Origin of the sequence: Staphylococcus succinus, assembly GCF_029024945.1 — a bacterium.
GTDB lineage: Bacteria > Bacillota > Bacilli > Staphylococcales > Staphylococcaceae > Staphylococcus > Staphylococcus succinus.
In genome coordinates this window covers 94,507-108,340 of sequence record NZ_CP118976.1, presented here as the reverse complement: position 1 = coordinate 108,340, position 13,834 = coordinate 94,507, and the positions used below count along the sequence as shown (strand labels likewise).

The 13,834-nt window shown below is 32.3% G+C and carries 11 protein-coding genes; 6 read left to right on the top strand and 5 right to left on the bottom strand.

The features are described from left to right. The first annotated feature begins 13 nt into the window (after positions 1-13). Positions 14-1,189, top strand: coding sequence for a Gfo/Idh/MocA family protein (locus PYW31_RS00435; RefSeq protein ID WP_046837606.1), 1,176 nt, complete (start codon positions 14-16; stop codon positions 1,187-1,189). Between the two features lie 538 nt (positions 1,190-1,727). Next, positions 1,728-3,554, top strand: coding sequence for an endonuclease/exonuclease/phosphatase family protein (locus PYW31_RS00430; RefSeq protein WP_371261087.1), 1,827 nt, complete (start codon positions 1,728-1,730; stop codon positions 3,552-3,554). Positions 3,555-3,620: 66 nt separating this feature from the next. Here PYW31_RS00430 and PYW31_RS00425 read toward each other — a convergent pair whose 3' ends face one another. Together PYW31_RS00425 and PYW31_RS00420 are read right to left on the bottom strand one after the other, a co-directional pair. Continuing rightward, positions 3,621-4,436 (bottom strand): CPBP family intramembrane glutamic endopeptidase, encoded by an 816-nt coding sequence (locus tag PYW31_RS00425; RefSeq protein ID WP_046837607.1) that lies wholly within the window; start codon positions 4,434-4,436, stop codon positions 3,621-3,623. Positions 4,437-4,513: 77 nt separating this feature from the next. Next, positions 4,514-5,401, bottom strand: a complete 888-nt coding sequence (locus PYW31_RS00420) for a LysR family transcriptional regulator (RefSeq protein WP_046837608.1) — start codon at positions 5,399-5,401, stop codon at positions 4,514-4,516. A gap of 104 nt (positions 5,402-5,505) precedes the next feature. Between PYW31_RS00420 and PYW31_RS00415 the strand changes: the two genes are divergently transcribed. Both PYW31_RS00415 and PYW31_RS00410 read left to right on the top strand, forming a co-directional pair. Next, the gene (locus tag PYW31_RS00415; protein ID WP_046837609.1) at positions 5,506-6,510 is read left to right on the top strand and encodes a ketopantoate reductase family protein; all 1,005 of its coding nucleotides are present in this window, start codon (positions 5,506-5,508) and stop codon (positions 6,508-6,510) included. Between the two features lie 6 nt (positions 6,511-6,516). Then, positions 6,517-7,260, top strand: a complete 744-nt coding sequence (locus PYW31_RS00410) for an acetoacetate decarboxylase (protein ID WP_177165121.1) — start codon at positions 6,517-6,519, stop codon at positions 7,258-7,260. Between the two features lie 317 nt (positions 7,261-7,577). On the opposite strand, the gene PYW31_RS00405 is transcribed toward PYW31_RS00410, so the two are convergent. From PYW31_RS00405 to PYW31_RS00395, 3 genes are all read right to left on the bottom strand, one after another. After that, a complete protein-coding gene (locus PYW31_RS00405; RefSeq protein WP_046837675.1) occupies positions 7,578-8,132 on the bottom strand; it encodes a TetR/AcrR family transcriptional regulator in 555 nt (184 codons plus the stop codon). A gap of 160 nt (positions 8,133-8,292) precedes the next feature. After that, the gene (locus PYW31_RS00400) at positions 8,293-10,050 is read right to left on the bottom strand and encodes a solute:sodium symporter family transporter (RefSeq protein ID WP_235602258.1); all 1,758 of its coding nucleotides are present in this window, start codon (positions 10,048-10,050) and stop codon (positions 8,293-8,295) included. A gap of 199 nt (positions 10,051-10,249) precedes the next feature. Further along, complete coding sequence (locus tag PYW31_RS00395) at positions 10,250-11,518, bottom strand: LLM class flavin-dependent oxidoreductase (RefSeq protein ID WP_046837676.1); 1,269 nt, start codon at positions 11,516-11,518, stop codon at positions 10,250-10,252. Between the two features lie 319 nt (positions 11,519-11,837). On the opposite strand from PYW31_RS00395, the gene PYW31_RS00390 reads away from it, so the two are divergent. Both PYW31_RS00390 and PYW31_RS00385 read left to right on the top strand, forming a co-directional pair. Next, entirely contained in the window at positions 11,838-11,969 is a 132-nt protein-coding gene (locus tag PYW31_RS00390; protein ID WP_256121772.1) for a hypothetical protein, read from the top strand. A 311-nt stretch (positions 11,970-12,280) separates the two neighbouring features. Further along, positions 12,281-13,594, top strand: a complete 1,314-nt coding sequence (locus tag PYW31_RS00385) for a YjiH family protein (protein WP_046837612.1) — start codon at positions 12,281-12,283, stop codon at positions 13,592-13,594. Positions 13,595-13,834: the final 240 nt, after the last annotated feature.

Here is a 13,834-nt window from a genome sequence, read left to right as displayed (position 1 = left end):
GGGAGTTTTTTATATGAATAATGGTGAAAAGAAAATGGAAAGATCTTTGCGTTGGGGTATGATTGGTGGCGGTAGAACAAGTCAAGTAGGATATAAACACCGCAGTGGCGCTTTACGTGATAGAACTTATGAATTAGTTGCTGGTGCATTCGATATTGATAGTGAACGTGGCAAGTCCTTCGGTGTTAATTTGGGTGTAGATAAAAATCGCTGTTATGATGATTATCAAACGCTAATTGAAGAAGAAGCTAAACGCACGGACGGTGTAGAAGTTGTATCTATTGCCACACCAAATGGCACTCATTATGAAATTACGATGGCAGCACTAGAAGCTGGTCTACATGTAATTTGTGAAAAGCCTTTAGTTTTCACAACTAAAGAAGCTGAAGAGATAAAAGCATTTGCTGAACAACAAGGCCTTATTGTAGGTGTCACTTACGGTTATTCCGGAAATTCAATCATTTTACAAATGAGATCTATGATTGAACAAAATAAAATCGGCGACATCCATTTAGTTGAAATGCAATATACGCATGGATACGCAGGTAATTCACAAGGAGATAAAGACAACGCTGCACAAAAATGGCGTGTCGATCCTAAAATAGCTGGTCCTACATTCGTCATTGGTGACTTATCTATTCATACGTATTATATTTCAAAACTTGTACTCCCTCATTTATCAATCAAGAAATTATTGTGTGATAGACAAAGTTTTGTGGGTTCACGTTACCCTCTTGAAGACAACGCATATGTATTGATGCATTATGATAATGGCGCAGTTGGACGCATGTGGACATCAGCTGTAGATTCAGGTCAAATGGATGGTCAACGCATCCGTATTGTAGGATCAACTGGCAGTTTAGAATGGTGGGATAGCGCACCGAATGAACTCCTTTACCAACCGCAAGGCGCGCCGAATCAAACTTTATATAGAGGAGCAGAATATTTAGATGACTTAGCTAAACAAAATGAACGTCTCGGCATCCTCCATCAAGAAGGATTAACAGAAGCGTGGGGCAACATTTACTTAAACATAGCATTAGCAATTGATGCTAAAAACCGCGGTGATGAAGAAACACTGTCTCAACTCATCTATCCTGATATTAATTCGGGTATTGAAGGCGTATGTTGGATTGAAAATTGCGTGGCCTCAGCAGATCAAGGTTCCCAATGGGTAGAATATCAATAAGTAAAAACTAAAAACACCTTCCTTTTTGAATATTTTCCATCTTATATCCCACTGATTTCGTGGCTCACTTGGAAACATGTATTCAACGAGGAGGTGTTTTTTCTTTTTATAATAAAAGACTAGATGTTTTATTTATAATTCATAAAAGTGCACCTTCATATTGTGCTTAATTCAGCCTATGCATTGATTAAAACATCGTTTAATATTTCCGAGGAAATATTATGATGTACTAAAGAATCACCTCCATCAGTAGACCCTGAAAGGAAGTATTTTTTCATCTTAATAACTTATTCTAATTATATATCTATCAACCATAAAATTTAATTATAATAAACTAAAGACCATAATAACCTTTATTTTCTATTATCGTCATAACATTGTTTTAAATTTCATATAAATTTACCTTATCTTAATATTCCCATCTAATTACCTTTGGTACAATATATTAAAGTTTAAATTTTAAGGGGGAGTTATTTTGAAAAAACTTACATGCTCGATTATTGCATCTATAGCTTTGATGTTATTGGTACCGAATACAATGCACGCAAAAGCTAATCATAGTTCGACTACGACAAAGGAAGCCGGAATGAAAAATGTATCTATTCATGATATTCAAGGAGAAGGATATCAATCACCTTACGACAATAAGAAGGTCAATAATATAGAGGGAATAGTGACTTATAAATATAAATTAAATGGAGCTAATTATTTACATATCCAAACACCTGATAGTAAAAAGGATGATAATCTGAATACCTCAGAAGGGCTAATTGTCTATATGGGGAACCAAGACTATAATGCTAAAGTTGGTGATGCTATAAAAGTTACTGGCACCGTAGATGAATATCATATCGATGGTTATAGCGACAAAAGTAAGACTGACTTACCTGTAACTCAAATCAACGCACGCGATGATAAAGGCGGTAATATTTCAATTGAATCCCACAACCAAAAGCTGCCAAAACCTTATGTCATTGATAAAGTACCAAATAAAATTTCAGCAAATGATCAATTCCAAACATTTGACCGTAATCACTACGCCATTGACTTTTGGGAATCTTTAGAAGGTATGCGTGTCCAAATTGGTGATGTCAGAAGTGTTGCACCTCAGGAACACGGGGAAGTCTTTACTGTGAGCGATGACCAACCGCATGAAACAAATAATGGCGGTATCCGATTAAAAGAGAACAATCAACATGGCGAACGTATCCCACTCAAAATATATGACAATAAAGCAGCACGTGATTTTGATGTAGCTACTGGTGATAAATTTAAAGGCCCAATCATTGGTTATGTAAATTATGGATATCAAAACTATAAATTGAATGTGGATTTTGATGCAATAAAGAAAGCTCATATTAAAGGTGATACTAAACCAAAAGCAACTTCTCTAGAGCCAAGCCAACAAAAACTCAATGTCGCTTCATATAATCTAGAAAATTTCTCAAATAATGCTACTTCTACCACAGACGATAAAGCACAAAAAATAGCAAAAGGTATTACAGAAAATATGAAGAATCCTGATATTATTGGCGTTACAGAAGTACAAGATAACGACGGCCCTAAAGAAGGTGGCCCTAAAGCGAATGAATCTTATGAACGTTTAATTCATAAAATTGAAGAATCTGGTGGTCCAAAGTATAAATACGCCAATATCGACCCTGACATGAATGAAGATGGTGGGCAGCCCAACGCAAATATTCGTGTTGGTTATCTATACAATCCGAAGCGAGTCCAATTTGATAAATCTATTAAATCTGGAGATGCCGATACTGCTGTATCTTATGAAGATGGCAACTTGACATTAAATCCTGGACGTATCGATCCGAACAACCCTGCTTTTGATGATTCTAGAAAACCTTTAGCAGCTCAATTTAAATTTCATGGAGAACAAGTTATTATGTTAGCTAATCATTGGAATTCTAAAAATGGCGATACGCCGATGTTCGGTAGTCAACAACCACCAGTGTTAAAAAGTGAGAACCAACGTGTTGAAATTGCTAAAGCAGTGGGCCATTTCATCGAGCAAGTTCATAAAGACAACCCTGATGCGAATATCATATCTGTAGGTGACTATAACGATTTCCCTTGGTCAAAACCACTGAAAACATTAGAAAGTTATAATATGACAAATATGATTAACAGTGTGCCCCTAAAATCGCGTTATTCATACAACTATCAAGGTAATGCTCAAACACTAGATCATGTACTCGTATCAAATAATCTAGCTGAATTTACAAAATTAGACGCCGTGCATGTAAACAGTGATTTTACTGATATGTCCGGTCGTGCAAGTGACCATGATCCTTTAGTTGCAACAATAGATTTGAAACAAGCCAATCAAAATGCTAAGAACAAAAAATAATAATAAATAAAAAGTGAAGTGGCTATAAAGTCGCTTCACTTTTTATTATTTTAGAATTTTGATTTATTAAATAGCTTTTCTTCTATGTATAATCAGTAATATTAAAATAACCATACTGTATCCAACGGTTGATATAATAGAAGACTCTATGCCAAATTCTCCACCTGTTAATAGGATACTTTGATTATGTAAAATATACTGGAAGGGTTGGTCGTTACTTGCCTTCCCACTAATGAATAGAAGCTGACTTATGTTCCACAGGAAATGCAAAGTAATACTCGCCCAAATAGTGTTAAATATATATGTCGCCATGCCAAACATTAGACCTACTAACGTACCACTTATCAATAGCATACAAAAACTAATTGTATTTAATCCACCATTAAGTAGATGAATAAGAGCAAAAAATAGTGCAGAAGAAACCACAGCTATGTATATGTTAGTTTTCTTTTCAACATATCCCATAAGTAACCCCCTACACACCATTTCCTCAACGATTGCTGCCGCAAAACCGTTCACAAATATAGCCCAAAAGATATTCCTTAAATAATCCTGTGAAAACTCCAATCTTTGTATTAAAAATTCTCCTGGTACAAAAATGACATAAGTACTATAGACCACAATTGGTAACATGAATCCTAATATCACATATATTTTATTAAAACGAGGTAAAGTAATACGATATGATTCTAACACACCGCTTAATACTCTAGTTACAACAAACTTCACTGCAACGTATGCGAAGATAACGTACATAAAGGCAAAAAAGATAGTACCTCTCAAAAAAGGAATTAGACTATCAAATAGCTGAGCTATGCCCTGCGCAATTCCCATAATCACTAAAGATAGCATAAACATTCCAATTATTTTTAAATATTTCATAAAATTCACCTTGTTCTTATATATTATATAAAAATTAAAATACAATTACATACCTAAAATTATGTATACTCAATCCATCAATCAGCAAGATAAAATGCTTGGTTTTGTTTAAAATAAGTTTCAATAAATTGATACATATCAAAATTTGCCTTACCTAACTCTACGTTTTTTATCGAAGATAAGTAGATTGAAGTCTGGATAATTAATTCATCATCATTAATATATGGTAAGTTAAGTTTTTTACACATACTAACTGGCATAAATGCAAAGTATTGTCTTTGTTTTGCTATAGAAGTGATAAATGCATCATCTATATAATTGACATTATTAATTGTAAGATTCATTTCCAGAACCTTATTTTTCGCTAAATTATTATAATCCTCATTATGAGAAGGAAAGACAAATGTTTTATATACATTATCATTATATAAAAAATCAATTGTTTGTTCACTATCAAACTGCTTAGGATAAGTAATGACAATATCTTCATCGATAATAGCTCTACATTCAATATCTGGATGTTGGATTCGCATCATACTCAGTGCAAATTGAATATTATAGTTTAGTAACTTTTCAATTATTTGTCCCATCGTTTCAATTCCACAATTAAACATATATTGTGGATTACGGACTATATAATCATCAAATATATAAGAAATCAATCTACTATGCGAAGATGCAAAATTTATCGTATTCTGTTTACTGTGCTCATTTTTATAAATTAAATCCCCTGCTTTGCTTAATTCATACATAATATTATCTACTGATTTTAATAAAATGTATCCATTGTCAGTTAAAAATATATTTCTTCCTTTTTTATAGAATAATTTAGTATTCAATTCTTGCTCTAATTTTTTTATCATCATACTCAATGCAGGCTGACTAATATTAAGTTCGTGGGCAGCTTTAGTATAATTCAAATGTTCCGCTACATATTTAAAGTACTTTAAATGCAATAATTCCAAAAAATCCCCTACCTTTATATAAGTTTCTATTTATATAACTATCAATAATATATATTAGTATATATGTATCGTTGATTATATAGTAGTCATCGAGGTGATATTTAATGAATATAGCAGTTTATGGATGTGGTTCATTAGGCACAATAATAGGTGCTTATTTATCAACAACGGAACATAGCGTAGATCTTATTGATACATATGATGCACATATCGACACACTAAATAAAGAAGGTGCAACTGTAGAAGGCACAACAGATTTCCACATAAACGTTCACGCGTTAAAACCAGAAGAAATTACGAAGACCTATGATTTAATTCTTTTATTAACAAAACAAACTTATAATTCAACTGTATTACCAATGATAAAAAATATATTAAAAACAGACGGTGTCCTATTATCGTTACAAAATGGTGTACCTGAAGAATTGATTCAGCAGCATATACCTAAAAAAAATATCATTGCAGGAGCAGTTGAATTTGGCGCCACTTTCAAAAGTCCTGGTGTGTCAGCGTTAACAACTGACTTCACAGCCTTTAAAAATTACGCCCTACAAATTGGTGAGTTGAATGGTGAAATAACGCTTAGGCTAAAAACAATAAAAACTATATTAGATAGTATCGGAAACACACATTTATCCGACAATTTACTGGGAACGAAATGGTCTAAATTATTGATAAATAGTGCTTTCAGCGGTCTCTCCGCTGCTTTAAATTGCACATATGGAGATGTATTAAAACACCCTTTAGCATTTAAAATTGCAATGATTATTCTAGATGAGGGCATTAAAGTAGGACATGCCAATCATATAAAATTTGCACATATGGCTAACCATCCCATAGATAATTTCGAAAATCATAATGCCCCTGAAAAGCTAAATTCCTTCATGCAACCTAGTAAAAATTTAGAAGCAAGTATGTTACAAGATTTAAGAAAACAGCGACAGACTGAAATTAATAATATCAATGGATTAATTGTAGAAATTGGGGAAAAAGTAAAAATACCTACACCTTTTAATCAGAAAATCGTTGATATTGTAACCACAGCATCTCAAACCAATCAACTTCCCGAATTTGAAAAATCTTTAAAGAGTTTATTACAAAATGTATAGAGGTGAATCACTTTGAGAAAAGAAGATGTAAATAATATCATTACTACACCAATAAATGCACCAGCATTTCCACCAATCAATCCTTTTTTTAAAAACAGAGAATTTGTACAAGTGTTATATGAAACTGACATAGATGCTTTAAAGGCAGTTGTTCCTGAACCGTTAAAAGTAATAAGTAATTTAATTAAATTTGAAGTAATTAATATGCCTGATAGCACAGGACTAGGGGCTTATCTTGAGGCAGGTCAAGTCATCCCAGTTGAATATAATGGTGAAGAGGGAGAATTCTATTTAAGTATGTACGTCAATAACCAAGCAGCCATTACTTCAGGTCGTGAAATTGCTGCCTATCCTAAAAAAGCCGGTCAACCTAACCTATACACCGATAACGATGTCGTTGTTGGTACTCTAGATTATGGATCATTACGTGTGGCTCAGATGACCATGGGTTATAAATACTTCCCCATAGACAAACAAGAGGCTCAACATATTATATCTAAACCTCAATTTATGTTAAAACAAGTACGCGATTATGATGGAAATCTCGAAAAAAGTGAACTAACACGTAGTCAAATCACAAATCTAGAAATCAAAGAAGCCTACCGTTCACCCGCAAGACTCCAATTATTTGAACACGTTATGGCACCATTAGCAGACTTTCCCGTTCATAAAATCGTAGATGGACAACACATCATTACCGATTTATACTTAGATCGACCAAAACCTATATTCAACTATTTAAGTAACTAGCTCTCAAAAATAGAGTTATTTGAATTTATGTTAAAACGTCATAGTTAATATCATTCAAAAATGAAAAACGTTTTGGGCTGTAATTCCTACTCGTTATTAGACTACGCGAACAATAACGTCAGACAACCCGAAGGCTGACTTTGTATCAAATCAGTATTTTCGCCTTTATTATCCTTTCAAATTAAAAGCCAAGCTAACGGGATTCAAACCTTTAGCTTGGCTATATTGATACCTACGCTTCTCGTAATTCATCATTACATGGTGTTAAAATTGTAAACATTACAATAAAAATAAGCGATGATAAATCATCGCTTATGCTATACATTGAATTTGATTAAATCCCAAGTCATCTCAAATCTCAAGTCATAGTCTGGCTGGTTCCAAGTGTCTTTAAACATAGGCAGAGTAAATGTCGAAAAGGCCGAAAGAATCACTTCTGGTTTATATAAATTACTGTCATCATAACCCATTTTTTGTTGTATACGTATAAAACACGGTTTTAAAATTTCTTGTAATATAAAAGGATCTTTTTCAACATACCGAGTGTTTAAATCAAACATTAAACGATTTGTTTGATATGCCGCCTTTTTAGCATTAACGAATGCCCAAAGATAATCATGTAACCATTGCTGTTTATCTTCATAATCATCATCATTGATATCAATATGATTAATAATATATGTTTCAAACCAGTCCGCACAAACAGCAATCCATAAGTCCTTTTTATTTTCAAAATGTTTATATATTGCTGCGTGTGTAATATGCAATGATGTAGCAATTTTTGAGAGAGAAATTTCGGATTTTTGCGTTTCCTGAATCAATGTATGTGCTGTATCAATAATTAAACGTCGAGTTATTTTCTTTTTTTCCATAATAATCATATTATCATATATTACTAAAATATAAAGCGGTGTTACTTTATGAAATCTATCCAACTTAATAACTATAATAAACATTTAGATATTCATTTGTAATATCATAAAAAATCCACTCACTTATTATTGTAGGAAGTGAGTAGATTATCAAATATATTTAAACAAGCTGTTTTTCTATCTTTTCATTAGTATATATTTCTTCATTAATACTTCTTTTATACTGCTGTTTTATAAGTAAATTATATTTTTCACTCCAATGTTTTAAAGCAAAATAATAACAGATTGTGACTATCACAATTAACAAGAAAGTTACTGGCCAGAACCAGAAAGATACAATATTATGTTGTGAAGCTAGGCCAATTGGAGAAAATAAAATGTATGTGAATACTATTGTGCCGAGTAAAATCACTGTGACAGGCAGAGTATATTTCCAAGGCGTCATATCGACTTTAGGATTGGATTTAAAAGTAAATGGACTCTTTAATGGATTTATCCATCCAATTATCAGCATCACTAAAATTTCTACTACAAACATTAATCCTTGAATGTAAATAAAATTTATAGAAAATTCAATATGAAACAACATCGGCAATCCCCAAATCATTAAATAATACACAACTACATGTGAAATAATGATGATTTTGGGAGCTATTGCAGGAACTTTTTTTGAAAAAATACCAATTAATACAATTGCTATAATAGGTATATTAAAAAATCCCGTAAATTCACGGATAATAGTCCATAAACCTTTAGGTGCATTGATTAACATTGGTGAAATAAAAAATGTCACTAAAGCTAAAATAACTCCAAACCATTGGCTTACATGTATCATTTGTCTATCGCTTGCATTTTTATTTATCATAACTTTATAAATATCATATACAAACAACGTTGAAGCACTATTTAACAATGCATTAAAACTAGAAAACACTGCTCCTAATAATACTGCAAGAAAAAAACCGTTTAAGAATGTAGGGAAAATATCTTTGATTAATGTAGGATAGGCTAAATCCATATTTTTCAACCCTGCGCCATATAAATGAAATGCAATGACGCCAGGAATCATCATTAAAAACGGTACGAGTACTTTAAGAAAACCTGTAAATAACGCTCCTTTTTGACCTTCAGCCAAACTTTTAGCACCTAACGTTCTTTGTATAACATATTGATTTGTTCCCCAATAAAACAAATTTGCAAATATAATACCAGTAAAAATTGTTCCAAATGGCACATCATCTTTACTAGAACCGATGGCATTCAGTTTTTCTGGGTGTACTGTCGCAATTGTCTTCATACCTTCAAGCAAACTCCCATGACCAAGCGTAATAAATCCAAGTATGGGTACTAAAATACCAACTATTAGTAAACCAATACCATTTAAAGTGTCTGATATTGCGATAGCTTTCAAACCACCTAAAATTGCATACAAAGTTCCAACTATTCCAATAACCCAAACGATAATCCATATAGATTGTTCAAACGTTATTCCAAACATTTTAGGTATATCAAATATTTGTAACACAGCTATAGAGCCTGAATAGAGTACAGAAGGTATCGTTATTAGTCCATAACCTACCATGAATAATAAAACGACTAAAAATCGTGTCTGCTGATCAAAACGATGATTAATAAATTCTGGAAGTGTTGTAAATGCACCACCCAAATATTTAGGAAGTAAAATAGTTGCTAGAATAATAATAGAAATACCAGCAGTTACTTCCCACCCCATACTCGATAGATTATTCTTATAACCTTGACCATTTAAACCAATTAATTGTTCAGCAGATAAATTAGTTAAAATTAGAGCTCCCGCAATAAAACTACCGGTTAACCCTCTTCCTCCTAAAAAAAATCCACCTGAACTACTTATTGTATTTTTAGTTTTATAATAAGAATACCAAGCTACTAAACCCATAAAAAATGCACATGATATTAACGTGAACGCTATATACATTATAATTTCCAACCCCTTTTGAAATTATTAAGATGATATTGCTATATTTAATTAAATCTATCGCTCGAAAAAATGAAAGAAAATTCTGACAAATTATTATATGAAATCCCCTTATGCAAATGAACTATAAATAATGAACATTGATTTATCGCGCTATGCGCTATATTAAGCCTAATTTTTCACGTAATGTTCCATTGTTATATTTGTTTTGAACCAATCCTTTATCCTGCAAAATCGGAATGACTTCTTTAACAAACAATTCGAATTGCGTTGGGTTTAACGGTGGCATAATATTAAATCCATCTGCAGCACCTTTTATAAACCATTCCTCCATTCTATCTGCTACATCTTGAGCTGTTCCAATGACTATATGGTGCCCTCTTCCACCAGCAACATATTTCATTACATCTTCTAAAGTTAAGTGATGCTTTTGTGCTGTTTCTTTAATAAGATCTACTCGGCTTTGTATACTATTACTGCCTTCGAGCACTATATTGTCAAAGGGTGTAGTTAAATCATAGTGACTCAAATCAATATCCCCTAAATAGTGAGATAATAATTCTAACCCTATTTCTGGTACTATCAAATCTTGTAATTCTTGATAATTAGCATTTGCCTTTGCTCGAGTTTCCCCAATCACTGGAAAAATACCTGGCATGATTAAAACGTCTTGTTGCGAAGCTCTTTTTTGTTTCACTTGTTTTTTTAAATCTTTTGCAAATGTAACTGCATCATCAATATCGTTTTGAGCAGTAAAAACAACTTCTGCATGTTTTGAAGCAAATTCGATTCCTTTTTTAGAAGAACCCGCTTGAACAAGTAACGGTCGTATTTGTGGTGATTGCTCTATATTTAGAGGTCCTTTAACACTATAAAATTGGCCTACATAGTTAATTGGTTCAGGCCTTTGAGTGTTAATGAATTCTGCGTTTGATTGGCTTATATTTTTCCAAGAATCCCACAATTTCACTGTTACATCTAGAAATTCATCTGCTTGATGATACCTTAAATCATGTTCCATAGTAGTTGTTTTGCTAAAGTTTTTAGCAGCATCACTAACACCAGATGTAACAATATTCCATCCTGCCCTTCCATTACTCAAATGATCTAATGAGGACAAACTTCTAGCTAGATGAAACGGTTCTGAAAAGGAAGTAGATGCTGTAACCACCAATCCTAAATGTTGTGTTTCCATAGCAATAATTGGCATTAAAGTAAACGGTTCAAAACGTGTTACTGCATCTGGATGTGTTTTTTTATCAAGATACAAATTATCTGAAATAAATAAAAAATCAAATTTAGCTTTTTCCGCAATTTTTGCTTGTTCGATAATTTCTTTGAAATTCATTCCTCCATTTTTTTGTGTATTTGGATGTCTATAACTTGCTATATGATGCCCATAACCAGTTAAAAAATAGCCTAATGTCATTCGCTTCAACCTAATCCCTCCAACATCAATTTACTCCGATTGTTTTAGTAAGGATTATGTTATCACTGTGTTAAAATTTAGTCAATTTATTATATAAATTAAAAATAAAACTAATTTTTGAATTTTTGAAACAAAGTGCGAACACACCCAAATGTAAAATTCATTACATATCATTAATATTTAGAGACAAAAATAAAAGAAAAACATATGGAAATTGAATTCGTTACTCTCCTTTAATATTACTCAGTAAATAAAATATGTTTAACTTTTGCTATCAGTGGAATGACATTAATATAACTTTTAAAAGGAGGCATTTATTATGAGTAAATTTGATGAATTCAAAGATCAAGCAGAAGATAAAGCCAACGAAATTAAAAATGACGATGAAAAAAAAGATGAGCTAAAAGATCAAGCGCAAGATAAAGCGAAAGATTTAAAAGATAAATTTTAAGATATAAAATCAACAAACCCAACGGTGAACATATTCACCGTTGGGTTTTTATTTACATATGATCACTAATTTAGCTAAAAATAAATGGACATCCCATAAAAATTTTCACCCTTATAGTTTAAAACTATAAATAATTAACTTTTTTATATTGGTTGTTTACATTTTACCCCTATACAATAAATAATAATAAGTTATCTGAAAAATTCATTTATGAAGGCAAAGTCTTACATGTTTTTGTATAAGGGATGATACAAACATGCTTTGAAGACGCTAAAATAAGATTTCTTAATTCAAAAATTTAGGGTGATATTATGAATAAGGGGTATGTTCAATCACAACATCGCAATATTAAATGGAGATTTTTTGTTTTTAGTTTTATCGGTATTTTATGCTTTTTCGTACCAATTCAAATTAATGGCACAAGTTCTATTATAGTAGATCACGTTCACCTAGCCATTCGCGCTCTATTCGGTGGATTCATGCAATATATCGCGCTAGCTATGATTTTAGCAGGTGCTATTTTACCTTTGATAAGACAAAGTTATAAAAAGTCAATTGCTGATTTTGTCATCATTGTATTTAAAGTACTTGGTGCAGTGATTGGTATCATGTATGTCTTTAAAATAGGTCCTACACTGTTATTTAAAAAGGACTACGGTCCGTTTCTATTTGATCAATTAATGTTGCCATTAAGTGTACTTATTCCTGTTGGTGCCATAGCACTATCTTTACTTATTAGCTATGGTCTACTTGAATTTGTCGGTGTATTCATGGAACCAGTAATGCGTCCCATATTTAAGACACCAGGAAAATCTGCGGTAGATGCCGTCGCCTCATTTGTGGGTAGTTATTCTTTGGGGCTATTAATTACAAATAGAGTATATAAAGAAGGTCTTTATAACAAAAGAGAGGCTACTATCATTGCCACTGGTTTCTCTACGGTTTCAGCCACATTTATGATTATCGTTGCAAATACACTTGGCTTAATGCCACATTGGAATTTATACTTCTGGGGTACGTTAGTGATTACATTTGTCGTAACTGCTATTACAGCATGGTTGCCGCCCATTGTAAATGAGTCAACAGACTATTATAATAATCAAAAAGGTGAAGCCGATGTAGAAATTGTGGGTAGCCGATTAAAAACAGCATATGCCGAAGCTTTAAAAAAGAATGCCACTACACCTTCTTTAGCTAAAAATGTGTGGGGAAATTTAAAAGATGGCTTAGAAATGACTATCGCAATCTTACCTTCTATTCTATCTATTGGTTTCTTGGGGTTACTATTAGCAAACTTTACACCCATAATAGACTGGATGAGCTATATATTCTATCCATTTATTTATATATTCCCAACACCAGACCAAGCATTACTTGCCAAGGCATCCGCAATATCAATTATCGAAATGTTCTTACCATCATTACTCGTTGCAAAAGCAGCGCTAAGTACAAAATTCATCGTTGGCGTTGTCAGCGTCTCTGCCATCATTTTCTTTTCAGCATTAGTCCCGTGTATCTTAGCTACAGAAATCAAGATACCAGTTTGGAAGCTAATCGTAATTTGGTTCTTAAGAGTAGTGCTCACATTATTAATTACCATACCATTGAGTCTTTTGATTTTTTAAATAAACTTAAGAAATTCTATGACTTTTTATCAAGATTATGTATCATATTTATGAATATAAATAAACACTTGAATGTTGCATCTTAAAATCAAGATATCTAATACACACACGCATATTCTGAGGTTCCCCCAAATTTGGACTTAACAATCTAACTTTTGGGGATATTTTTATGTCTAAATACTATCAACTTGAATTTAAAAATAATTATAGTCAATCATATATCACTAGAATGCTTAAATA